Here is a 24389-nt window from a genome sequence, read left to right as displayed (position 1 = left end):
CTTTTTATACCGTTTATTTCAACAATATTGACTACCCAAGCAAATGTTTTACGCCATTTTGTTCTTCGAGCAGTTCTTGCAATGCAAGATCCATTCGCTCGCGCGAAAACGCATCGATCTCAAGGTCTGATACTAAAGTGTATTCTCCATTTGCGGTAGTCACTGGAAAACCGTAGAGCAGATCTTTAGGAATGCCATAAGCTCCATTGGAAGGAATGCCCATTGTGACCCAACGCCCATTGCTGCCTAATACCCAGTCGCGCATATGATCAAGCGCGGCATTTGCTGCAGAAGCGGCCGACGACAAGCCACGCGCTTCGATCACGGCGGTTCCGCGTTGCGCTACAGTGGGAATAAAAACCTTGCGATTCCAGTTTTCATCATTGAGCATTTGCTGCAAATTTACGCCTTTTACCGTAGCGAAACGAAAATCTGGATACATTGTAGGCGAATGATTGCCCCAGACAATCACTTTCTCGATTTCCGTGATGGGCTGTTTTGATTGAGCAGCAAGTTGCGATAAAGCGCGATTATGGTCAAGGCGCATCATTGAAGTGAAGTTTTTCTGCGGTAAGTCGGGTGCAGATTTCATGGCGATATATGCATTGGTATTAGCCGGGTTGCCGACGACCAATATTTTTACATTGCGGCTGGCTACTTCGTTTAGAGCACGGCCCTGTACCGTAAAGATTTCGGCATTTGCGCTTAGGAGTTCTTTACGCTCCATTCCTTTGGAGCGGGGGCGCGCTCCAACTAACAATGCGAAATCAATATCTTTAAAAGCAATTTTAGGATCATCTGTAATAATAATGTCTTGCAACAGTCCAAAGGCGCAATCTTCAAGCTCCATGACGACCCCCTTCACAGCAGCTTGCGCCTGCGGCAAATCTAATAGCTGCAAAATGACTGGCTGATCTTTCCCTAGTAAATCGCCATTGGCGATACGAAAGAGCAGTGAGTAAGCAATTTGTCCGGCAGCGCCGGAAATGGCGATACGCTTTGCAGGTTTAGGCATAGTTATTTCCTGATAGAGTCATTAAACAATCCGCGTGTAAAACCGGCGCGGCGCTTGATATCGGTCCCAAGTCTAAAAGCCGCTGTTTTGAAAGTCAATATTATCATGTGTCTTATATAAGACATATTAATTAAAACAAGAGTAGACGGTATGAGTGGGCTGTGCTCCAATACTAGAATGAATCGTAGCCCACCCACTTTATCCAGAATCCCTACTGAAATTGCGAACAGCGAGCAGATAGGGTTGTCGCATGCGCCTACTTTTAGCCCTCTTTATCAACAAATTAAAGCACTTATTACGCAGAGTCTAGAAGCAGGCGAGTGGAAGCCAGGCGCACCCATTCCAAGCGAGGTTGAGCTCGCCGCGCGCTATCAGGTCAGTCAAGGCACTGTACGTAAGGCAATCAGTGTTCTGGCAGCTGAAAATTTGCTGGTCCGTCGACAAGGCAAAGGTACTTTTGTGGCAACCCATAGCGAAGCGCGCGCGCAGTTTCGTTTTTTGCGCTTACTCTCAGAAGAAGGGGCACCGGCCGGGTACACAAGTCATTTGCTTGAGTGCCGGCGCTTGCGTGCGCCGGCCGAGATTGCGCAGCCGCTTGAACTTAAGCCCAATGAACCCGTGATATTAATCAAACGTACTTTACAGTTTGGTGAGTTGATTGCCGTATTCGATGAAATTTGGTTGCCAGGCAGTCTATTTCGAGGGCTAACGCCAGAGCGATTGGCCGCGTATCATGGGCCGCTTTATGGCCTCTTCGAGACAGAATTTGGCACGCGTATGATTCGCGCTTCAGAGAAAATTCGTGCATTAGCAGCGGATGCGGCGGTTGCAGCAGCGCTTGGAGTGGCGCCTGGTCACCCACTATTAAGTGTGGAGCGGGTGTCTTATACCTATGGTGACCGGCCAGTTGAAGTGCGGCGTGGTTGGTATGTGACGGATACGTTTTATTATCAGAATGACTTAAGTTAATTTGAGTGATTCTATTGAGCTTGAAAATTAAAGGCGGTGCTATGTTGATCGAGCGGGTGAGGCAATCAACTAAAAAATACAACAAGAGTTTTAGATCAATATAGCCATTCGGCTAGCTGTAAATCATTTGGTGCGCACAAGATAATAGCGGTTATCCGTAATCGTATTTATTGTTGCGCACCAAATAAAGATGAAAAAGCTATCTATGCCGCATGACGCGCTGTTTAAGTCTTTTTTAAAAGATATTGATATAGCGCAAGAGTTTTTGCAGCTTCATTTGCCGCTGTATCTGCAAAAAGAATGTGATTTCAATACGCTGCAACTGGTTTCAGGTGCTTTTGTGCAAAGTAATCTCAGCCAGCGCTTTGCCGATATCGTGTATTCAGTCAGTAGCCCGGACGGGCAAGACAAACTGTATATCTTAATGGAACACGAGAGTACCGCCAGTGCTCTGCCGCCGTTTAAGCTTTCAAGTTACCTAAACGGCATTATGCAGCAACATCTTGAACAAGGCCATAAACAACTCCCTGCTGTATTTGAGATGATTTTCTACCGGGGCGAACGGCCTTATCCTGGACCTACGAATTATTTGAATTGTTTTAAGCGCAAGTGGTTAGCGCAAAAACGCTTGGGGCTGCCGGCGTCGGTCCAAATTCTAGATCTATCCACCCTTCTAGACGCAGAAATAAAGCGCTTTAAACGTATGGCGGCGCTAGCGCTTGCGCAAAAATACATCGGCACGCAGAGTTTAATGCAGTTTGCGCCACAGTTAGCCGAACTGCTGCAATGCTATCCCTTACCAGTTGAAAAACTTAGACAATTAATCTACTATTTAGTTGAAGAAGGGCGTGACGATGATGGGCAATTTTTACAGTACTTGATGGAAAACGTAAGACAATGTCGAGAGGATGGAGAGATGAAAACATTAGGGCAACTTTTGCGAGAAGAAGGGCGTGAAACAGGGTGGAGAGAAGGTTGGCGAGAGGGCCAGCGCGAAGGTGAGCAACTGAAAGCGCTTGCCATTGCTCAAAATCTCCAAAATATAGGATTAGGGTTAGATACAATTAAAAAAGTCACGGGTCTTTCTGACCTGAAAGCGCTGACATAAATTCTTTCAACTTTGGGCCGTCCTAGAGATTTTAATCTTTAGACGGCTTGTTCATATCAAGCTTTATCGCCTGTTTGGCCCCCTATTTACAGGCGTTTTGTGTGCCAGCTTTAGCTATGCGAAGCCTCCCCAGTGTCAGATGAACGAAAAACGCGTTAAAATCTCAGGTTGTGGATTCAATGAGGTTTAACCGTATGGCTGAAACTAGAAAAAAATCAAGGCCGGAATTTCGTAATATTGGGATCGGACAGATTCTCAGTTACCGGCTTCCGTTGCCAGGGATCGTGTCAATTTTGCACCGTATTAGTGGCGCACTGCTTTTTCTTTCTTTGCCGTTTTCTCTGTATTTGTTTGAGCAAAGCCTAGCTTCAGCGCAGAGCTTTGAAGTATTAAAGGGTTTTGCGAGTGGTGCATTGGTTAAGTTAAGCCTTTTATTGATCATTTGGGCTTTTATATTCCATTGCTTTGCTGGTCTTCGTCATTTGCTGATGGATCTGCATTGCGGGGTGGCTAAAACCTCTAGTAAAAGAACGGCGGCGGTCGTATTTGCCCTCTCGTCAATAGTCACTCTTGCTATTGCGCTCAAACTATTCGGAATTTATTAAATGGCAACGCACAATAACTTTGGCCCTAAGCGACTCGTGGTTGGCGCGCATTATGGTTTACGTGACTGGCTAGCGCAGCGGGTGAGCGCGGCCGTGATGGCTATCTATGCGCTGATTCTACTCATTTGGTTTTTTGCTGCAAAAAATTTTTCATATGAGGGTTGGACGTCGATTTTTGCTGCGCCATGGATGAAAGCGGCCACTTTGGTTGCGCTGCTGGCGCTTTTCTATCACGCTTGGGTGGGCATGCGTGATATTTGGATGGATTATGTAAAACCGCTTAGCGTGCGGCTAACGCTGCAAGTATTGACGATCGTATGGCTACTGACCTGTGCAGGTTATGCCGTGCAGATTCTGTGGAGAGTATAAGAATGGTCGCTGTTAAGAGTACGTTGCCCCGCCGCCGTTTTGATGTAGTGATTGTCGGTGCGGGAGGCTCGGGGATGCGTGCCTCGTTGCAATTGGCGCAGGCAGGTTTGTCGGTTGCCGTATTATCTAAGGTATTTCCAACTCGTTCGCATACGGTTGCCGCTCAAGGTGGAATTGGCGCCTCGTTAGGCAATATGAGTGAAGACAATTGGCATTATCATTTTTACGACACAATCAAAGGCTCGGATTGGCTAGGCGATCAAGACGCGATTGAATTCATGTGCCGCGAGGCGCCCCGCGCAGTGTATGAGCTTGAACATTTTGGCATGCCGTTTGATCGTAACCCGGATGGCACGATCTATCAGCGTCCGTTTGGCGGGCATACCGCAAATTATGGCGAGAAACCTGTGCAACGTGCTTGCGCTGCGGCGGATCGAACGGGGCACGCGTTGCTTCATACGCTTTACCAACAAAATGTCAAAGCAAAAACCCAGTTTTTTGTTGAGTGGATGGCGCTTGACCTCATCCGCGATCAAGAAGGGAATGTACTTGGCGTGACGGCACTGGAAATGGAAACCGGCGAAGTTTACATTTTAGAAGCCAAATGCACGCTTTTTGCAACAGGTGGCGCAGGCCGCATTTATGCGGCTTCAACGAATGCCTTTATAAATACCGGCGATGGTCTTGGGATGGCGGCGCGGGCGGGTGTCCCGCTCCAGGATATGGAGTTCTGGCAGTTTCACCCAACTGGCGTGGCGGGCGCTGGTGTGCTCATTACTGAAGGGGTGCGTGGCGAGGGCGGAATTTTGCGTAATGCCCATGGCGAACGGTTTATGGAACGTTACGCTCCGACCTTGAAAGATTTAGCGCCACGCGATTTTGTTTCGCGGGCCATGGATCAAGAAATTAAAGAAGGTCGCGGGTGTGGCCCACGGCGGGACCACGTGCTATTGGATCTATCCCATATTGGGGCTGAGACGATCGTTAAAAGATTGCCATCAATCCGTGAAATCGCCCTGAAATTTGCTAATGTGGATTGTATTTTAGAGGCGATTCCAGTTGTGCCCACGATTCATTATCAAATGGGGGGTATTCCGACTAACATTAACGGCCAAGTCGTCGCTGGGAATGGCAATAACCAAGCCCCAATTAATGGTTTTTACGCGGTTGGCGAATGTTCGTGCGTATCCGTGCATGGCGCGAATCGTCTTGGCACCAATTCATTGCTGGATTTAGTGGTGTTTGGCCGGGCCGCGGGCAACCATATTATTAAGCAAGTGAGCGCCCAACGTGAACATAGGCCATTGCCAGGGGATGCCGCTGAGCGCGCGCTAGCGCGTTTAGCTAAGCTTGAGGCAAGTACGGCTGGCGAATATACGCAGCATATTGCGGGTGATATTCGTCAGACCATGCAAGACCATGTGGGTGTTTTTCGAACCAATGATCTATTGGCGGAGGGCGTTGTAAAGATGACTGAGCTGGCTGAGCGTGTGCAGCACGTCCATTTGCGAGATAAATCAAAAGTATTTAATACAGCACGGGTTGAAGCCCTAGAATTGGCTAATTTGATTGAAGTAGCGCGGGCCACGACGACTTCAGCCGAAGCGCGTAAAGAAAGCCGTGGCGCACATGCGCACCGCGATTACCCAGAGCGCAACGACATAGATTGGATGCACCATACTCTTTGGTATAGCGCAGATAATCGTTTGGACTATAAACCCGTGCAAATGAAGCCGCTGACAGTTGAAACTGTACCGCCCAAAGCGCGCACCTTTTAAGTATGCCTTATTTTTGCTAGATAGGCCGGACTTAAGCATCAAGCATAACAAGTTTGTACATACAGTGTGTGGGTGCTTTAAGTTAGGCTAACGGAAATTCGAGATGACAAAACGTATTTTTGAGATTTATCGCTACGATCCAGACCAAGACGCCGCGCCGCGTATGCAGACTTACGAACTTGAACTCGACGCGCATGACAAAATGCTGCTCGATGCGTTGATCAAGCTGAAATCCATTGACGAGTCGTTGGCGTTTCGTCGCTCATGCCGCGAAGGCGTATGTGGCTCGGATGCAATGAATATTAATGGCAAGAATGGTCTGGCCTGCCTGACTAATATGAATGAACTGCCGCAACGCATTACGCTCAGACCATTGCCGGGATTGCCTGTCGTGCGCGATTTGATTTGTGATTTTACGCATTTCTTTGATCAATACCATTCAATTAAGCCTTATTTGATTAATGATGAGCCCTTGCCCGAGAAAGAGCGCTTACAATCGCCACAAGAGCGTAATGAACTGGATGGGCTGTATGAATGTATTTTATGTGCCAGTTGCTCAACCTCTTGCCCGAGCTTTTGGTGGAATCCAGACAAGTTCGTCGGGCCGGCTGGTTTATTGCAAGCGTATCGTTTTATCGCGGACAGCCGGGATCAAGCGACCGGAGAGCGCTTAGATAATCTAGAGGATCCTTATCGCTTATTCCGTTGCCACACCATTATGAATTGTGTTGACGTTTGCCCGAAGGGGCTGAATCCGACGAAGGCGATTGGTAAAATCAAAGAACTTATGGTGCGTCGTGCAATCTAAGCATCCGTTTCGAGCCGCTAGCTAAAATGGAAAGCGCTTCCCATCAAGCAGACCCACTGCAACGCGCCCGCTTGCGTTGGCGGGCACGGCGCGGGCTGCTTGAAAACGATCTCATCATTGAACGTTTCTTTAGTCGTCATGAGCATGAGCTAAGCAATGCCGAAGTGGGGGCATTAACTCGGCTATTGGAGCTCAGCGATAACGATTTGTTAGATTTACTCCTTGCTCGAACGCAGCCACAGGGTGAGTTCGCCAGTTCAGACGGATTACGTGTGCTGGCGCTGTTACGCGCTAGTTAAATGAACTACATACTCTAGTTTCATTGTAAAGCCTAGGCAAGCCCACGGTTTGCTTTGTTGCAACATCCGCTATGCCATTTTTTAACTCGAGGACGCTTATGACTCCATCCGATGTAAAAGCGACGCTTTCTTTTAGTGATGGCTCGCCCAGCGTTGAGCTGCCAATTTACCAGGGGACACTTGGTCCTGATGCGATCGATATTCGTAAACTATATGGTCAGACTGGAAAATTTACATATGATCCTGGTTTTATGTCTACGGCAGCCTGTAATTCAGCCATTACCTATATCGATGGCGAGAAAGGCGAACTCCTGCATCGCGGCTATCCGATTGAGCAGCTTGCGGTGCATGGCGATTTCTTAGATGTTTGCCATTTACTATTAAAAGGCGATTTGCCCAATTTGGAGCAGAAGCGAGAATTTAGCGAGCTTGTCACTAAGCATACGATGGTGCATGAGCAGATGCAGTTTTTTTTCCGGGGCTTTCGGCGCGATTCGCATCCCATGGCAGTACTAACGGGTTGTGTTGGCGCTCTATCTGCGTTTTATCATGATTCATTAAATATTAATGATGCGCGCCACCGCGAAGTATCGGCCATCCGGCTCATCGCTAAACTACCAACGTTGGTTGCGATGGCTTATAAATATAATACTGGAATGCCGTTCGTATACCCGCTCAATGAGCTGTCTTATAGCGCTAATTTTATGCGCATGATGTTCGCCAATCCGTGCGAAGAATATAAGATCAACGATGTCTTGGTACGTGCTCTTGACCGCATTTTGATTTTGCATGCCGACCATGAGCAAAATGCTTCAACCTCAACGGTACGGCTGGCCGGGTCGTCCGGCGCTAACCCATTCGCTTGCGTGGCGGCAGGTATTGCGTGTCTATGGGGGCCTGCGCATGGCGGGGCGAATGAAGCCGCGCTGAATATGCTAGAAGAAATTGGCTCGCCAGAACGGATTCCAGAGTTTATTCGGCAGGTTAAAGATAAGCAATCAAGCGTAAAATTAATGGGCTTTGGCCATCGCGTCTATAAGAACTATGATCCACGCGCTAAGCTCATGCGCGAGACGTGCCACGATGTGCTGGAAGAGTTAGGCTTGCATGACGAGCCGCTCTTCAAATTGGCGATGGAGCTAGAAAAAATTGCGCTCGAAGACGAATATTTTGTCTCCCGCAAACTTTACCCTAATGTCGATTTCTATTCAGGCATTGTGCAACGTGCATTGGGTATTCCAACTTCGATGTTCACTTGCATTTTCGCTATGGCGCGCACAATTGGTTGGATTGCTCAATGGAATGAAATGATTTCTGAGCCGGACCAAAAAATTGGCCGACCACGTCAGCTTTTTGTTGGGCGGACACCGCGTGAAGCCAAACCAATTGAGCAGCGGTAGCGAAAATGACTAAAATCGCAGTCTTGGCAGGGGATGGGATCGGCCCGGAGATTGTGGCGCAAGCGCTCAAGGTTCTGGAGGCGCTTGACGTCTCTTTTGACTTTGAACAAGCGCCAGTGGGGGGCGCCGGCTATGAAGCGGATGGACACCCCTTGCCCGCAGCAACGCTAGCGTTGGCGCAGGCCGCGGATGCGATTTTATTTGGCGCGGTGGGCGATTGGAAATACGATACTCTGCCGCGTGAATTGCGCCCTGAACAAGCCATTTTAGGTTTGCGCAAGCATTTGCAATTATTCGCTAATTTGCGTCCGGCGGTTCTCTACGCAGAACTTGCGCTGGCTTCGTCTTTGAAACCAGAAATTGTCGATGGCCTGGATATTTTAATTGTGCGCGAATTGAGCGGCGATATTTATTTTGGCCAGCCGCGTGGAATCCGGCCGGCGCCGGATGGCCCTTTTAAAGGTTGCCGTGAAGGTTTTGATACGATGCGCTACAGCGAGCCTGAAGTGCGCCGGATTGCCCAGGTCGCATTTCAGGCCGCGCAAAAACGCAGCCGGCGGCTGACTAGCGTGGATAAAGCCAATGTGCTTGAGACCTCTCAATTGTGGCGTGAAACAGTCATTGATGTGGCGCAAGACTACCCGGATGTTGCGCTGTCGCATCTGTATGTCGATAACGCAGCGATGCAGTTGGTGCGAGCGCCTAAGTCATTCGACGTGATTGTGACCGGCAATTTATTTGGAGATATTCTTTCTGATCAAGTAGCGATGTTAACCGGTTCGATTGGGATGTTGCCTTCTGCTTCGCTGAGCGCGGGCCATAAAGGGCTGTATGAGCCGGCGCACGGTTCGGCGCCGGATATAGCCGGTCAGGATTTAGCTAATCCGTTGGCGACGATTTTATCGGCAGCGATGATGTTGCGCTATTCATTGCAGCAGCCGCAGCAGGCTGATCGGATTGAAGCTGCGGTCAAAAAGGTATTGGCGCAAGGATTGCGTACAGCGGATATTTGGACCCCGGGTATGCATAAAGTGGGTACTCAAGCAATGGGTGAGGCGGTGGTTAAGGCACTGGCGTAGCTTGAGCAACTGGGTATTAAATGAGTAAAAAGATGAAGACTGTTGGTTTGGTGGGTTGGCGCGGCATGGTGGGCTCAGTTTTGCTGCAACGCATGTGCGAAGAAAACGATTTTGCATTGATTGAACCGTTATTTTTTAGTACCAGTAGTGCAGGTGCCGCGGCACCGTCTCTAGCTAAAAATGAAACGAAGCTGAAAGATGCCTATGATCTTCAAGCGCTCAAGCAGTGTGAAATTATTATAACTTGCCAAGGCGGCGCTTACACAACGGAGATATTTCCCAAGCTGCGCGCGGCGGGTTGGGGGGGGTATTGGATTGATGCTGCTTCTTCGCTGCGGATGGAAGAGGATGCCGTCATTATCTTAGACCCAGTCAATGCGCACGTGATTAAAGACGCATTAGGCCGTGGTGTTAAAAATTATATTGGTGGCAATTGCACAGTTAGTCTCATGTTAATGGCGCTTGGCGGTCTTTTTCGCGCGGGTTTAGTCGAGTGGGTCAGTGCGATGACCTATCAGGCCGCTTCTGGTGCTGGCGCTCAGAATATGCGTGAATTACTGCAACAAATGGGTACGCTATATGGCGCGGCCAAGCAAAACTTAGCTGATCCGACCGCCGCCATCTTGGACATTGATCACAGTGTGTTGGCTGCTATGAACAGTGAGCAAATGCCGGTAGCTCAGTTTGGCGCGCCGTTGGCGGGCTCGTTGTTGCCTTGGATTGACCAAGACCTGGGCCAGGGTTTATCGCGCGAAGAATGGAAAGGGGCCGCTGAAACCAATAAAATTCTCGGCAAACCACCATTAGGCGTGGCGGGCTCAGTACCTGTAGATGGCATTTGCGTGCGTATTGGCGCGATGCGTTGCCACGCACAAGCATTGACCATTAAGCTCACGCAAGACGTGCCGCTCGCTGACATTGAAAATACCATAGCGGCAGCGAATGACTGGGTAAAAGTGGTCCCAAATGAACGCGTTGCATCGCTGAATCAACTCACGCCGGCAGCCGTTACAGGTACGTTATCCGTGCCGATTGGCCGATTGCGCAAGCCGGTCTTAGGTAACCAATTTCTGTGCGCATTTACGGTCGGTGATCAGTTACTTTGGGGCGCGGCTGAACCTTTACGGCGGATGCTAAGAATTTTATTGGCCGCTCCATGAAATTTAAGCAACCGCGCGCATTGAGTGTGTAAGCCACGATGCGTATTGCTTTAGGTTTACAATATAACGGCACGCCATTCTCCGGTTGGCAGTCGCAACGGCACCGCAATACGGTGCAAGATGTGCTGGAACACGCCTTGGCATTATTTGCCACATGTCCGTTGAAGACCGTCGCTGCCGGGCGGACCGATGCGGGTGTGCATGCGTTGGGTCAGGTCGTGCATTTTGACACTGAGGTGCAACGTCCTATATTTGCGTGGGTGCGCGGTGTCAACGCTTTTTTGCCAGATAGCATTGCGGTGCAATGGGCCAAGCAGGTGCCCGCTGAATTTCATGCGCGCTTTAGCGCCCATGAGCGGACTTATTACTATGTGCTGTATACGCATGCGATTCGCGCGCCCCTTTTGGCCGGCCGCGCTGGATGGGTGCACCAGGCTGAGCTTGATCTGAGCAATATGCGCGCCGCAGCGCGCATATTGCTGGGCGAGCATGATTTTTCCGCCTTTCGCTCTTCTGAATGTCAGGCTAAATCGCCGTGTAAGCATTTATATGCGCTGGATATTGAAGCGCGGGGCCACTTTATTCATTTTCGTTTTAGGGCGAATGCCTTTTTGCATCATATGGTGCGAAATATCATGGGCTGTTTGGTTGAAATTGGTCGCGGCAGGCAATCCGTTGATTGGCTGCAAACGGTACTTGCTGCGCGTGAGCGCCGCCGCGCCGCGCCCACTTTTATGGCGGATGGCCTATATCTTGCAAAGATTGGCTACCCGCCCGCTTTGAGCGTGCCCGCGCCTGAGCTGGCGAGTCAGTCGTGGGGAGAAGTATGGTCGCACAGCAGCTAGCAACGGGGTTACACGCACGCACGCGGATTAAATTCTGTGGCTTGACGCGCCCACAAGATATAGAGCAGGCAGTGAGCTTAGGTGTGGATGCGATTGGTTTTGTATTTTATCCTGCCAGTGCGCGAGCGTTGAGCTTTTCTCGAGCGGCGGAATTGGCGCGCTATGTGCCACCGTTTGTCTCATTGGTTGGATTATTCGTCAATCCAGATGCAGCTATGCTACGCCAGGCGATAGAAGCGGTCCCTTTATCTATAGTGCAATTTCATGGCGATGAAACGCCTGCACAGTGCTTAACGCTTGCCGCTAGCGTGCGCTTGCCGTGGCTGCGAGCTCTGCATGTCAACGCTAGCGGCTTAGCAGAGTCTGCCGCATTATTAGAGACCGCCCATCACTACGCTGCTGCGGATGGCCTGCTGCTCGATACATTCAGCGACGGATATGGAGGCAGCGGGCAAAGTTTTGATTGGTCGTGCATTCCAACCGCATTGGCCTCGCGGATTATTTTGAGTGGTGGTTTAAACGCGGAAAACATTAGAGATGCGATTATGCGAGTGCGTCCTTACGCAGTTGATGTATCTACTGGAATTGAAGTCTTGGAGATCAAAGGCGTGAAAGATCATAGCAAAATGGCGGCCTTTATGCGCGCGGTGAAGGCGGCCGATAGCTGCTAAATTGGATTGAGACCTAGAACCAAATGTATAACTTACCTGATCCACAAGGCCATTTTGGCCCATATGGGGGCATTTTTGTTGCGGAGACTTTGGTTCATGCACTGACGCAATTAACGCGTGTCTACCAGCAATCTCAACAAGACCCCGATTTTATTGCTCAATATCATACGGAACTTAAGCATTTCGTAGGCCGTCCATCGCCGATTTATTATGCGCAGCGTTTAAGCGAAAAACTGGGGGGCGCCCAGATTTATTTTAAACGTGAAGACCTGAACCATACTGGCGCTCACAAAATCAATAACGTGCTGGGCCAAGCCTTGCTTGCGCAGCGTATGGGCAAATCACGCGTGATTGCAGAAACCGGTGCGGGTCAGCATGGAGTAGCGACAGCTACGATCGCAGCGCGCTTTGGCATGGAATGCGTTGTTTATATGGGCGCTGAAGATATACGCCGACAAGCTGCGAATGTTTATCGCATGAAGTTGCTTGGCGCGCAGGTCGTGTCAGTTGAAGCGGGTTCAAAGACTTTAAAGGACGCGTTGAACGAGGCGATGCGCGATTGGGTTACGCAGGTTGAGAACACATTTTATATCATCGGCACAGTCGCAGGCCCGCACCCCTATCCAATGATGGTGCGGGATTTTCAGCGGGTGATTGGCGATGAATGCAAAACGCAGATGTTAGAACTGGTTGGGCGTCAGCCTGACGCTGTGATCGCTTGCGTTGGCGGAGGCTCCAATGCGATGGGCATGTTTTATCCGTATATCGAGGATACCCAGGTTCAGTTAATCGGCGTAGAGGCGGCCGGCGCAGGGATTGCAACAGGGCGGCATGCGGCCTCCCTTACGGCTGGCTCGCCAGGCGTATTGCATGGCAATCGAACCTATTTATTACAAGATGAAAACGGGCAAATTAGAGAGACGCATTCGGTTTCGGCCGGTCTCGATTATCCAGGCGTGGGCCCTGAACATGCCTGGCTTAAAGATATAGGCCGCGCACACTATGTCAATATGACTGACGATGAAGCATTGCAAGCATTTCATGATTGCTGTTTGATGGAAGGGATTATTCCCGCGCTTGAATCAAGCCATGCGATTGCTTATGCGCAAAAATTGGCGCCAACCTTGGGACAGGATAAAATCTTGCTGGTTAATTTGTCTGGCCGGGGGGATAAAGATATGCATACTGTTGCTGAAGCCGCTGGCATTAAACTGTAAAGCATTTTTATATATGTCGCGAATTCAAAATACTTTCGCCGCTTTATTTGCGCAAGGTCGTAAAGGGTTGATTCCATTTATGACAGCAGGTGACCCCGAACTGTCAAAAACGGTGACCTATATGCATGCATTGGTTGCCGGGGGAGCGGACATTATCGAGCTGGGCGTGCCGTTTTCCGACCCCATGGCGGATGGACCGGTGATTCAACGTTCATCCGAGCGTGCATTAGCGCGTGGCGTTACGTTGACTCAAGTATTGGCTGATGTGCACGCATTTCGTCAGCACGATACGGTGACACCGGTCGTACTCATGGGTTATGCCAACCCGATTGAACGCATGGGTGCGGGGTTTCCGGCTCAGGCGCAAGCCGCAGGTGTCGATGGCGTACTGGTGGTCGATTATCCGCCCGAAGAGGCGGAAAATTTTGCGCAGCAGATGCGGGCCCATAGCATTGATCCGATTTTTTTACTAGCACCGACTTCAACTGCTGAGCGCATTGCAGCTGTAGCGCAGCTGGCTAGCGGTTATGTCTATTATGTATCGCTCACAGGCGTGACGGGCACAGGGCAGCCGGCGTTGGCGCGTGTCGCCAGTCAGATCAAAGCGATTAAAGCGCGGATAGCGTTGCCAGTGGGGGGCGGTTTTGGCATTCGTGATGCAGCTACGGCATGTGCTGTGGCGAGCCATGCTGATGCGATTGTAATGGGCAGCCGGATTGTCGAACTTCTAGCAGAAGCGCCGCCCGCAGACGCGGTACAATTACTCACTGATTTTATTGCACAAATAAGACATGCGCTCGATACGGACGTAAAGTTAGAGCGTAGTTAGGAAACTAAGGATAGAAGATGAGCTGGCTTGATAAATTACTGCCACCTAAAATTAAACAGACCAATCCGGCAAATCGTAAAAGCATGCCTGAAGGTCTATGGGTTAAATGCCCCTCATGCGAGGCGGTACTCTATCGCAATGATCTAGAGAGTAATTTGCACGTTTGCCCTAAATGCGATCATCATATGCGGATTGGTGCGCGGGCACGCATCGATAGCCTACTGGATGCCGAGGGCCGTTATGAAATTGGCCAAGAAATTGTGCCGGTCGACTCGCTTAAATTCAAGGATAGCCGCAAATATACCGAGCGCATTAAAGAGGCGATGGAAGATACCGGTGAAACCGATGCATTAGTTGTGCAAGGCGGCGCGATTCATACCTTGCCAGTCGTTGTCGCCTGTTTTGAGTTTTCTTTTATGGGCGGATCAATGGGCTCGGTGGTTGGTGAGCGTTTTGCGCGCGGTGTGAAAGTTGCGCTTGAGCAACGTGCGCCATTTATTTGCGTAACAGCTTCGGGCGGCGCGCGTATGCAAGAAAGTTTGCTGTCTCTTATGCAAATGGCAAAAACAACCGCAATGTTGACCAAACTTTCTGAAGCTAAACTTCCCTTTATTTCCGTCTTGACTGACCCAACCATGGGCGGCGTTTCGGCGAGCTTTGCTTTTTTAGGCGATATCGTGATTGCTGAGCCTAAAGCCTTAATTGGTTTTGCCGGGCCGCGCGTGATTGAACAGACCGTGCGCGAGAAACTACCGGAAGGTTTTCAACGCTCCGAGTTTTTACTGCAAAAGGGTGCGCTTGATATGATCGTTGACCGTCGTCGGCTACGTGAAGAAATTGCCCAGTTGTTGGCGTTGCTCACGTTACAGCCGCATGATGCTATAGCTCCTTAGAAAATTGGCCTAGGCATTTTTATGGCGTTACTGCTTTGATTAATAATGGATTTGCTGGGTTTACGCTGCGGGTATATCGACTGAATGATCGTTTTTCCAACTCTAGCCGCCTGGCTGACTCATCTTGAAACTGCCCATCCGCTCGGCATTGATTTAAGTCTGGAGCGGGTCAGTCAAGTTAAAGACGCTCTCGCACTGGATTTTAAGTGTCCGGTGATCACCGTGGCCGGTACCAATGGCAAGGGTTCGACCTGTGCGTTGCTTGAGTCTATTTTGCTCTCTGCAGGTTATCGGGTTGGCTGCCATACGTCACCTCATCTTCTGTCATTTAATGAGCGGGCACGCGTCAATGGCGAGATGGCCTCTGATGCGGCCTTATTGCCCCACTTTGAGGCCGTCGAACGCGCGCGCCATAGCTTGGCTGACCCCATCTCGCTGACGTACTTTGAATTTACTTGGCTGGCGATCGCGCACTGGTTTGCCGCCAGTAAACTGGATGCCGTGATTTTTGAAGTCGGCTTAGGCGGGCGTTTAGACGCAGTCAATAGTCTCGATACAGATTGCGCGATTGTGACCAGCATTGATATCGATCATGCTCAGTACCTGGGCGACACGCGCGAAAAAATTGGCTTTGAAAAGGCCGGCATTTTTCGCCCTGGCAAACCGGCAATTTGTGGTGACCCCTTGCCCCCGCATAGTTTGATTGACTACGCTCAGCGTATCGGCGCAGATTTATGGCTGGCTGGCCGTGATTTTGGTTATCAGGCACAAGCGGGCAATGAACGTCAGCAATGGCGCTATAAGGGGCGCACTCTAGCGCGCGCGGCGCTGGCGTATCCGGCCTTACGCGGTGCTAATCAATTGCTAAATAGCGCTGCGGCGCTGGCGGCGCTTGAAGCGCTGCGCGATAGCTTGCCGGTTTCAGCGCAACAAATCCGGCTTGGATTAGCGCGGGTGGAATTAACGGGCCGCTTTCAGATTCTGCCTGGTAAGCCGGCCGTCGTGTTGGACGTTGCGCATAATCCTCATGCGGTGGCGGCGTTGGCAGAAAATCTAAGCAATATGGGGTTTTTCCCCTATACCTACGCAGTCTTTGGCGCGATGAAGGATAAAGATATTGCGGCTATCCTGCGACTGATAAAAAATCAAATTGATTACTGGTATATCGCCGATTTGCCGACCTCGCGTGCTGCGCCTGCCACCCTGATTGAGGCGCTTTTGCATGAAATACAAGCCGCGGGTAAAAGTCGCGCCGCGGCACTCAATCCGCCTTCCAGTATCGAATCTTTTGCAACACCAGCACAAGCTTACGCAAAGGCATTAGCGAATGCCACAGAGAATGATAGAATTATCGTTTTTGGATCTTTCTACACGGTGGCGGATGTCATTGCATATCGGCAACGCCAGTCATAAATGGGTGGACCTTCCAAAATTTCATGGTGCAAGGTAACGTGGTTTAAGCCATTTATGGGATTTTTCTCGTTCGGCAGTAAAGGTAATGAGCGGCGTACTGCAAACGGTGCATATGATGTGCGGGCAGGGCGCTCAGACAAGGCCGCAGCGGCCCGTGAAAAGGCGCAGCCGCGTGAAAAACGCAGTGCACGCAACGCTGGACAAGAAGCCCTACTCGATCCGCTACTGCTAGAAAAGCGCCGTGCGCGTAGCCGCTTACTGGGGGCGGTAGTGCTGGTGGCTGTCGCCATAGTGATTTTATCTAAAGTGCTGGAACCCGGTCCTAGGCCACCCATTGATGACATCGCAATCCACGTGGCGGCTCCGGCTAAAATGACGCCAGCGTCGGCATTGAATCCAGAGAAGTCTTTAAGTGTTCCGGATAAGCCCGCAACACCTTTTGCTGCGCAAAAGTCTATCCCCAATACAAACAATCTAGCGGCAAAAGCGCCTTCGGCGCTGCCATCTGTTACGCCTAGTCAGCCCGTTCAGCCAACTCGTAAGCCCGCTCCACTCTCTACGGCAACGAATTTGCCGTCGCTTGCTACAGCCCCTTCCACGCAAGCTAACCCACGTATAAAAACGAACCCGCAAATGGCCGCAAAGGGGGCCAGCGCACTCCCTAACAATCGTTTTGCAGTTCAGCTAGGCGCTTTAAATGACGAGCCGCGCGCTCGCGCCTGGGCGGAGCGCTTAAAGGCGGCGAATATACCTGCTTATTTAGAGCGTAAGAAGTTGCCTAATGGCAGCCAACAGTTTTTTGTGCGTGCCGGACCTTTTAACGATCGCGCAAGTGCTGAGGCAGCAAGCAAACGTATTCGAGAGCTTGGATTGGCTCAGATGAATCTAAAAACCACTAAACAAACGGCTAAATAGGGGCGCTCATGCTGACGATATTCGACTTTATTGTGTTGCTGGTGCTTGGTTTTTCGGTTTTGCGCGGCTTATGGCGCGGTTTAGTGGCTGAAACCTTGGGTTTGATTGGTTGGATCGTCGCTTTTATCATTGCCGTAAAGGGTGTGAGCAGGGTTGCGCCTTATCTGCCAGCGCATTGGCCGGGGGGCCAATGGACGCAGTTTGCATTGGCGTTTGCGCTCATTGTGATCGTTGTGTTGCTCGCCGCAAGTGTGCTGAATGTCTTACTGAACCGGCTCGTCGGTGTGGTTGGACTGGGCACGCTTAACTCATCATTGGGTATGCTTTTCGGTTTATTGCGCGGTTTCGTGCTGGTAGTCGCGTTGGCGGCAGTGCTGGCGAGCATAACGGATTTGCCCCAACAACGATTTTGGCGTGAAGCATTACTCCGTCCTTATGTAGAGTCGGGAGTGCGGATTATGAAACGCATGCTGCCCGATGCGCTAGCGCGTTATGTGCAGGTACATCACGAATGAAGTAAAATGATTGTGCCGTTGCTCAAAAGTGTTAAAGAGGCAGTAAATAGCCGTTGGCAAGCTAGTTAGGCACTCTAAAACAAGAATATAGTCAAAATTTGTGTCATTTGAAGGACCCGCCATGTGTGGCATTGTAGGTGTAGTTTCAAAATCTCCGGTTAATCAGTTGCTGTATGACAGCCTGTTGTTGTTGCAACATCGTGGTCAGGACGCTGCGGGTATCGCCACAGCAAATGGCAATACCTTCTATATGCATAAAGCCAATGGCATGGTGCGTGATGCTTTTCGGACGCGTAATATGCGCTCGTTGCCTGGCACATGCGGCGTTGGCCAGGTGCGTTACCCAACGGCGGGCTCAGTCAGTAGCCAAGAAGAAGCGCAGCCTTTTTATGTGAATGCGCCATATGGGATTATTTTGGCCCATAACGGCAATTTGACGAACTCTCGGCAATTAAAAGACGAGCTGTTTCGGATTGACCGGCGCCATATTAATACTCATTCCGATACAGAAGTTTTGCTGAATGTACTGGCGCATGAATTGCAGATGGCGAGCGCGGGTTACTCGCTAGATCCTGAGATGTTGTTTAAAGCTGTCAGCGGGGTACACCAGCGTGTACGGGGTTCATACGCGATTGTCGCAATTATTGCGGGTTATGGTCTGTTAGCCTTTCGTGACCCTTACGGCATTCGCCCGCTTTGTGTGGGTAAACTTGAAACCGAGCAGGGTGACGAATGGATCTGTGCGTCTGAATCCGTGGCGATTGAAGGGCTTGGCTTTGAGTTGGTGCGTGATGTAGCCCCGGGCGAAGCGATTTTTATTAGCTTTGATGGCGATTTTTATAGTCGTCAGTGTGCGCCTGCGCCAAGCCTTAATCCCTGTATTTTCGAATACGTGTATTTGGCGCGCCCAGATTCTTGCCTGGATGGCGTGCCCGTTTATAATGCGCGGCTGCGCATGGGTGACTATCTAGCGCAAAAAATCGAGCGCGTAATCTCGGCTGGAGATATAGATGTCGTGATGCCCATACCTGATTCAAGCCGGCCAGCCGCAATGCAGGTGGCGAATCGGTTGGGCATTGAATACCGCGAAGGCTTTTTTAAGAATCGCTACGTAGGTCGTACTTTTATTATGCCGGGTCAAGCGGTGCGCAAAAAGTCAGTGCGCCAAAAGCTCAATGCGATGCCGGTTGAGTTTAAAGGCCGCAATGTGTTGATTGTCGATGACTCAATCGTGCGCGGCACAACCAGCCAAGAAATCGTCCAAATGGCGCGCGACGCGGGCGCTAACAAAGTCATCTTTGCCTCTGCAGCGCCACCGGTTAAATTTCCGAATGTCTATGGCATTGATATGCCAACCCGGGGGGAGCTTGTCGCCCACGGTCGTAGCGACGAAGAAGTGGCGCGTATCATTGGTGCCGACCAACTCATTTATCAAGACGTAGCAGCCATGAAACAAGCTGTGCGCGATTTGAATTCGGCGCTTACTTCTTTTGAAGCGGCGTGTTTTGATGGCCGCTATATAACCAACGATGTTACGCCAGATTATTTGAATAGCCTAGAGTTGGCGCGGCTGGCACCAGCAGCGCTTAGCGAGCGCGATGCGAACGCGGACCATGAAAAAGCATTTTCGCAATTGCATTTGCAATTGTCAGCGGAATAAATAATTTGGACTGATCATGGATGAGTTTAATTTTGATACGCTAGCTGTTCGCGCCGGCAGCCTGCGTACGGAATTCAATGAGCATTCGGAGGCGCTTTTTTTAACCTCAAGCTTTTGCTTTGCCAGCGCTGCCGAAGCCGCTAAAAGCTTTGCCAACTCAACCGAAGAACATTACACCTATTCGCGTTTTGCCAACCCGAGCGTTGACATGTTTCAGCGTCGGCTTGCCGCACTTGAAGGCGGAGAGATGTGCGTGGCGACGGCATCTGGAATGAGCGCCATCATGGCAGCTGTCATGGGAGTGTTGCAAACAGGAGACCACCTGGTCAGCTCGCGCAGTATTTTTGGCTCGACCATCAATATGTTCTCAACACTTTTTAGTCGCTTTGGGATTCATACGACATTTGTCGATCTGACGGATCATCAGGCCTGGCAAAGTGCGGTGCGGCCTGAGACAAAAATGTTTTTTCTCGAGACTCCCTCTAATCCGCTGACGGAAATCGCTGATCTTAAAAAAATTGGAGACATTGCCAAAGCGGCAAACGCTTTGCTTGTCGTTGACAATTGCTTATGCACGCCAGCGCTACAACAACCACTCAAACTTGGCGCAGATTTGGTTGTGCATTCGGCAACAAAATATCTAGATGGGCAGGGCCGCGTATTGGGTGGCGCCATAGTGGGCTCTAAAGCCCTAATGCAAGAAAAAATCCTTCCATTTGTGCGCAATACTGGGCCAACTCTGTCCGCTTTTAACGCGTGGATACTACTCAAAGGGATGGAAACCCTGACCGTGCGGCTTGAGCGCCAATCTAAAAATGCTCTTACGCTTGCGCAATGGCTGTTGACTCAGCCAGTGGTTGATCAAGTCTTTTACCCAGGCCTGCCTTCGCACCCACAATATGAACTTGCTCAGCGGCAACAGCGCGCAGGAGGGGCATTACTGTCATTCGAGGTCAAAGGTGCTACCCCCGAAGCGAAGCGCGCCAATGCCTGGCGCCTGATGGATCAAACCCGCCTCTGTTCAATCACCGGTAATCTAGGCGACACGCGCACCACCATCACACATCCAGCGACCACCACACATAGCCGCATTTCGCCACAAGCCCGCGCGGCAGCAGGGATTACCGAAGGTTTGATTCGGCTGGCGGTTGGGCTTGAGCATAGCGATGATCTGCGGCAGGATTTAGCGCGTGGGTTGGGGAAGTAATTAGGAACGGTGATTCGTCGTTAGGCTAAGCAGGCAAGCTACGTAATGTTCGATCTGTTTGTTCAGCAGCAATCAGACGTTCCGCGTCCAGATTTCAGAGCGATGAGCCCATTGGGTTTTTTCAGCTTGTCATTCTGTCCATGTTTTCAACCGTAATTTAAAACTGACGCACAACTAAAATAGAAGTTTTTCGACCTGTTTTTATTATTTATCTGGTCAATTCCATAAATAGTAATTTTTGAATTCCTTGATTTTACCGTCCCCATCGCCTAGCATTAATTCATAACGATTTATAGAATAAAAATAAAGCAATTTTATAGTTATATTTTATTAATTAAAAATATAAATAATTGGGCGTGCATGGATTAATAGCCATTTGGTAAATCGTCTGAATTAGGAGCCTTTGAGTGATTTTTTAGTTTTAGGAGATTGCAATGGGTGCCGTAGAAAGTGTTCTTCATGAAGTAGAGAGAGTAACCATAAGACCCTTGGGGGAGGTTGTGCGAGAAGTTGAGAGAGTGACAGTAAGGCCACTAGGAGACGCTGCACGCGGCGTAGAGAAGGCCGCGATAAGGCCATTAGGAGAAGCGGCGCGTAGCGTAGAGAAGATAACGGTTCGACCTTTAGGCGAGATCGCGCGTGAATTAGAGAAATTGACAATAAGACCGCTGGGCGAGGTTGCGCGTGGCATAGAAAAAGCGACGATAAGGCCGTTGGGCGAGATTGCTCGTGATTTGGAGAGGCTGTTGGTTAGGCCCGTAGGAGGTTTTGCAAGTAGAACCTTATTACTCATGGGGCGTTTGATAGATGTCGTTGATCGAGAATCGTTGGCCGTCCCTCTTGCAGATATACAAGCTAAGAAAGAAAAGCTAGAAAAAATGGCGGAAGACGCTCTGGAATTAGAAGGCGATATAAATGAAGCAATAGCAGAAACGCCAGTCACTAAAGAAGATAATTTAAGGTGTCTAGGCGAGATGCACAAAGTGGTTATCGAGCTTCGGGAAGGCATAGCGCAGGCGCAAGATAATACAAAGCTTATGATGCAAAATGCTGAGCTTATGGAAGACAAGACGGAGCTTATTCAAAATAACACCGAACTGGTTAAAAACAATGGAGAGCTGATTCAAAGCATGGAAGGGCTAGTCCAAGATCAAGAGGAGCTTAGACGTGAAAATCAAGAACTAAAAGATCGAATAAATTTTTTAGAAGCTGGGTTTCTGGCTGCGGTAGAAGATAATAATGAATCAGATTATATTCACATTGATAGTGGTAGTGATGATGATAGAAGTTCGCCAAAAATCTTTGCCTAAATGGGGTATTTACCATTTTCTCTTTAAATAGCGATGCAGCCAGTTTCTATTTCAATCTTATTGCTTACTCTCTCTTTTATTGGTTGCGGCGGAGATAATCATGATAACACTCCAATTCCCATAGAACAGAATAACCAGGATAATAATACCAATCCCATAGAACCTCGCCTCAAACCGAAAAGAAATGAAAGAGCCATAAAACCTGTAAAAGAAATTATAAGAGATTTCGAAAAAGTGAATAGAGATCCTTGGGAGGCTTTGAACGGTGAAAAAGACTCCTTAGAAGGAGTTGCACTTGATGTGGAAATATCATTTCCTCAACCTATTGGCGAGCTCATGAGTAGAGTCATACTATTGAACAGATATCTACTGAGCATAGTTAAGTATGGTTTGAATATAGAGGGCTGGCAAGATATTTTAAATAAAATTTCTAGTGATCTATTTGAATTAAAGTCAGAGATAAATTTTTTGTTAGAGGGAACGCCAGAAACTGATGGGAGTAAATTGCTTTATATATATGATTTGAATAAAATAATTGATCTTCTCATAAATAGTGTGGAGGAAATTAATGAAAATGCAATAATATTTACTGAGAAACCATATTGTATTATTGAGGATAAAGGTTTTCTTTTAAAAAGGAAGGCGGAGCTTACTATGAAGAATAGAGAGCTTGCTGCTGTTAATCTATCACTTCGCAATGATAATTTGGCGCTTAAATGTAAACAAATTGAATTAAAAGAGGAAATTAGATCTAAAGAGGAATTATTAAGGGCAAGCAGATTGTTGGGGGAGCTTATAAAGCAATTTAGTTAATTAGTCGCCCCTGATGAGAAATGGTGCCTCCCTAATGGTTAAGCGGTTTGCAAGGTAAAATGAAGTCTGTCAATTCGTTTGGCCGCGTCGATCCCCTCCGCTAATAGCTCTCTCCTGCTTCGCCAAGACGATTGCGCCAACGCGTCAGACTCGATGGATCAATTTTCTAAGCGCGAAATGTGAGAGGCCTATAAGAAGGTCAAGGCCAACTGAGATGTTGCAAGCATTGATTCGTAACTGAATAAAGAGCGACAGAGTTAATCGAATGCAGATATGAAATAAAAGATTGGAAAATAAAAATTAACTAATTTTGGAAATCTGCTAGAACTGGAACAAGCAGGGTTATTGGGTAGTACTTGATTGGATCGATAGTTGCAATAGTTTATTTGAATTTTTAAGGTGCTACTGCTGGCTTACATCTTTCTTCTGAAAGTCAGAATCTTCTAATTTTGACAAGGGTACATAATATGACCTTGCACGAGGTTACCGAAACATTACAGCAATGTCAGGTATTTGGCACGCCTGAATGGATTGCGCCAAGCTAGAATGGCGGTCAAGTCTACTCGTATGCTAAAACATGCACGAGTGCGTTACCGTACGACAGAAACTGAGTCCTGGGAAATATACGAATCGCTTAGCGACCAAAACACTGCCAGGCCAAGCAATGCTAAAAATTGGATGCGCATCGTGTCGGAAATTGCCTCGCAACAGCAGGTACTGACAACAGTACCATTATGACGCCGCTACGGGTGGCGCAGGCGATGGCAGATAAGCAACCGGCTCTAAGCTATATCCCTGTCCAACAAGGCACAGGCATCGGTCAGCAATCAAACGTCGTCAAAATGGGTTACTCTGAACAGGGTTAGGCTCAAAGTTACGGTAGACGATACTGATCAGGGAAATTTGGTCTTTGAGAGTCAACTTGCCGATTATGCAAATAAAGATTGCGTGGATACTCGCACGCTTACGCCAGAAGCGGCAGATCAACGCTATTTAACTCCTGGGCAAGGCGATAGCCGATATGTGCGGCGAGAAGAGCGGACATTTCCAGAGCTCAAATCTGGCTATCAAGTACTACCAAGCGGACTGATTTTGCAATGGGGTACTGTTGGCACGCCGCATGGCAATAATGGGTCAGTGGGTCAAATTTCTGATTAAGTTTTCTAACGACTCATTTAACGTGTTTTTGACAGATCGAGCGGGCACTGGTTGCCATGCAGGAGCAGCTGTACCTTAAGCGGATAATCCAACTGGTTTCCAGGCATACGGACGAAGCATAGAACATCGCGGGATTTCATGCACCGGATTTGGCTGGTGTGCCATCGGTCACTAACACTGGTTGCGGAAAAGTCTGCAGATTTCGGAGCAAAATAGATAAGGCTTACATCACTGTAAGCCTTATGATACTTGGTAGGCCGTGCTGGGTTCGAACCAGCGACCAACGGATTAAAAGTCCGCTGCTCTACCAGCTGAGCTAACGACCCAAAGAAGAGCGGAATTATATTAACGAA

25 protein-coding genes and 1 tRNA gene are annotated in these 24389 nt (G+C 49.2%); 24 read left to right on the top strand and 2 right to left on the bottom strand.

Features of this window, described 5'->3' with window-relative positions; translation table 11 throughout:
* Positions 1–31: 31 nt before the first annotated feature.
* Positions 32–1015: a malate dehydrogenase gene (locus MPB2EB_RS06415; protein WP_185181516.1), complete on the bottom strand. Its 984-nt coding sequence runs from the start codon at positions 1013–1015 to the stop codon at positions 32–34.
* Positions 1016–1165: 150 nt separating this feature from the next.
* Here MPB2EB_RS06415 and MPB2EB_RS06410 point away from each other — a divergent pair, with 150 nt between their 5' ends.
* The 24 genes from MPB2EB_RS06410 to MPB2EB_RS06295 all read left to right on the top strand — a co-directional run bounded on the left by MPB2EB_RS06410 (position 1166) and on the right by MPB2EB_RS06295 (position 24036).
* On the top strand, positions 1166–1984 hold the full coding sequence (locus tag MPB2EB_RS06410; protein ID WP_185181515.1) for a GntR family transcriptional regulator: 819 nt from the start codon (positions 1166–1168) through the stop codon (positions 1982–1984).
* Positions 1985–2174: 190 nt separating this feature from the next.
* Positions 2175–3092, top strand: coding sequence for an Rpn family recombination-promoting nuclease/putative transposase (locus tag MPB2EB_RS06405; RefSeq protein WP_185181514.1), 918 nt, complete (start codon positions 2175–2177; stop codon positions 3090–3092).
* A gap of 194 nt (positions 3093–3286) precedes the next feature.
* A complete protein-coding gene (sdhC, locus tag MPB2EB_RS06400; protein WP_185181513.1) occupies positions 3287–3697 on the top strand; it encodes a succinate dehydrogenase, cytochrome b556 subunit in 411 nt (136 codons plus the stop codon).
* Complete coding sequence (sdhD, locus tag MPB2EB_RS06395; protein WP_026921347.1) at positions 3698–4066, top strand: succinate dehydrogenase, hydrophobic membrane anchor protein; 369 nt, start codon at positions 3698–3700, stop codon at positions 4064–4066.
* Positions 4067–4068: 2 nt separating this feature from the next.
* A complete protein-coding gene (gene sdhA, locus MPB2EB_RS06390) occupies positions 4069–5844 on the top strand; it encodes a succinate dehydrogenase flavoprotein subunit (RefSeq protein WP_185181512.1) in 1776 nt (591 codons plus the stop codon).
* Positions 5845–5947: 103 nt separating this feature from the next.
* Positions 5948–6652, top strand: coding sequence for a succinate dehydrogenase iron-sulfur subunit (locus tag MPB2EB_RS06385; protein WP_026921345.1), 705 nt, complete (start codon positions 5948–5950; stop codon positions 6650–6652).
* Positions 6653–6678: 26 nt separating this feature from the next.
* On the top strand, positions 6679–6951 hold the full coding sequence (locus MPB2EB_RS06380; protein ID WP_185181511.1) for a succinate dehydrogenase assembly factor 2: 273 nt from the start codon (positions 6679–6681) through the stop codon (positions 6949–6951).
* 98 nt (positions 6952–7049) lie between these two features.
* Positions 7050–8351, top strand: coding sequence for a citrate synthase (locus MPB2EB_RS06375; protein WP_185181510.1), 1302 nt, complete (start codon positions 7050–7052; stop codon positions 8349–8351).
* A gap of 5 nt (positions 8352–8356) precedes the next feature.
* Entirely contained in the window at positions 8357–9430 is a 1074-nt protein-coding gene (gene leuB / locus MPB2EB_RS06370) for a 3-isopropylmalate dehydrogenase (RefSeq protein WP_185181509.1), read from the top strand.
* Positions 9431–9462: 32 nt separating this feature from the next.
* Entirely contained in the window at positions 9463–10590 is a 1128-nt protein-coding gene (gene asd, locus MPB2EB_RS06365) for an aspartate-semialdehyde dehydrogenase (RefSeq protein WP_185181508.1), read from the top strand.
* Between the two features lie 38 nt (positions 10591–10628).
* Entirely contained in the window at positions 10629–11435 is an 807-nt protein-coding gene (gene truA / locus MPB2EB_RS06360) for a tRNA pseudouridine(38-40) synthase TruA (RefSeq protein WP_185181507.1), read from the top strand.
* Positions 11417–12106, top strand: a complete 690-nt coding sequence (locus MPB2EB_RS06355) for a phosphoribosylanthranilate isomerase (protein WP_185181506.1) — start codon at positions 11417–11419, stop codon at positions 12104–12106. Before truA ends, MPB2EB_RS06355 begins: the two co-directional genes overlap by 19 nt.
* Positions 12107–12129: 23 nt before the next feature.
* On the top strand, positions 12130–13323 hold the full coding sequence (gene trpB / locus MPB2EB_RS06350) for a tryptophan synthase subunit beta (RefSeq protein WP_185181505.1): 1194 nt from the start codon (positions 12130–12132) through the stop codon (positions 13321–13323).
* 13 nt (positions 13324–13336) lie between these two features.
* Positions 13337–14152 carry a tryptophan synthase subunit alpha gene (gene trpA / locus MPB2EB_RS06345; RefSeq protein WP_185181504.1) on the top strand — a complete coding sequence of 272 codons (816 nt, stop codon included), beginning with the start codon at positions 13337–13339 and terminating at the stop codon, positions 14150–14152.
* Between the two features lie 17 nt (positions 14153–14169).
* Complete coding sequence (accD, locus tag MPB2EB_RS06340; RefSeq protein WP_185181503.1) at positions 14170–15045, top strand: acetyl-CoA carboxylase, carboxyltransferase subunit beta; 876 nt, start codon at positions 14170–14172, stop codon at positions 15043–15045.
* An 84-nt stretch (positions 15046–15129) separates the two neighbouring features.
* Positions 15130–16458 carry a bifunctional tetrahydrofolate synthase/dihydrofolate synthase gene (folC, locus tag MPB2EB_RS06335; RefSeq protein WP_185181502.1) on the top strand — a complete coding sequence of 443 codons (1329 nt, stop codon included), beginning with the start codon at positions 15130–15132 and terminating at the stop codon, positions 16456–16458.
* A gap of 54 nt (positions 16459–16512) precedes the next feature.
* On the top strand, positions 16513–17373 hold the full coding sequence (locus tag MPB2EB_RS06330) for an SPOR domain-containing protein (RefSeq protein ID WP_185181501.1): 861 nt from the start codon (positions 16513–16515) through the stop codon (positions 17371–17373).
* 8 nt (positions 17374–17381) lie between these two features.
* Complete coding sequence (locus tag MPB2EB_RS06325; protein ID WP_185181500.1) at positions 17382–17888, top strand: CvpA family protein; 507 nt, start codon at positions 17382–17384, stop codon at positions 17886–17888.
* A gap of 121 nt (positions 17889–18009) precedes the next feature.
* Positions 18010–19548 carry an amidophosphoribosyltransferase gene (gene purF / locus MPB2EB_RS06320; RefSeq protein ID WP_185181499.1) on the top strand — a complete coding sequence of 513 codons (1539 nt, stop codon included), beginning with the start codon at positions 18010–18012 and terminating at the stop codon, positions 19546–19548.
* A 16-nt stretch (positions 19549–19564) separates the two neighbouring features.
* Positions 19565–20755: an O-succinylhomoserine sulfhydrylase gene (locus MPB2EB_RS06315; RefSeq protein WP_370576590.1), complete on the top strand. Its 1191-nt coding sequence runs from the start codon at positions 19565–19567 to the stop codon at positions 20753–20755.
* A gap of 434 nt (positions 20756–21189) precedes the next feature.
* A complete protein-coding gene (locus MPB2EB_RS06310; protein WP_185181498.1) occupies positions 21190–22065 on the top strand; it encodes a hypothetical protein in 876 nt (291 codons plus the stop codon).
* A 33-nt stretch (positions 22066–22098) separates the two neighbouring features.
* A complete protein-coding gene (locus MPB2EB_RS06305; protein ID WP_185181497.1) occupies positions 22099–22878 on the top strand; it encodes a hypothetical protein in 780 nt (259 codons plus the stop codon).
* A gap of 734 nt (positions 22879–23612) precedes the next feature.
* The gene (locus MPB2EB_RS08575; RefSeq protein WP_255491205.1) at positions 23613–23744 is read left to right on the top strand and encodes a hypothetical protein; all 132 of its coding nucleotides are present in this window, start codon (positions 23613–23615) and stop codon (positions 23742–23744) included.
* Between the two features lie 37 nt (positions 23745–23781).
* Entirely contained in the window at positions 23782–24036 is a 255-nt protein-coding gene (locus MPB2EB_RS06295) for a hypothetical protein (protein WP_185181496.1), read from the top strand.
* 250 nt (positions 24037–24286) lie between these two features.
* On the opposite strand, the gene MPB2EB_RS06290 is transcribed toward MPB2EB_RS06295, so the two are convergent.
* Positions 24287–24362 (bottom strand) — tRNA-Lys (locus tag MPB2EB_RS06290).
* Positions 24363–24389: the final 27 nt, after the last annotated feature.

It is taken from the genome of Mycoavidus sp. B2-EB (assembly GCF_014218255.1).
Classification (GTDB): domain Bacteria; phylum Pseudomonadota; class Gammaproteobacteria; order Burkholderiales; family Burkholderiaceae; genus Mycoavidus.
Note: the sequence above shows the minus strand (reverse complement) of the source record. Positions and strands in the feature narration are given on the sequence as shown.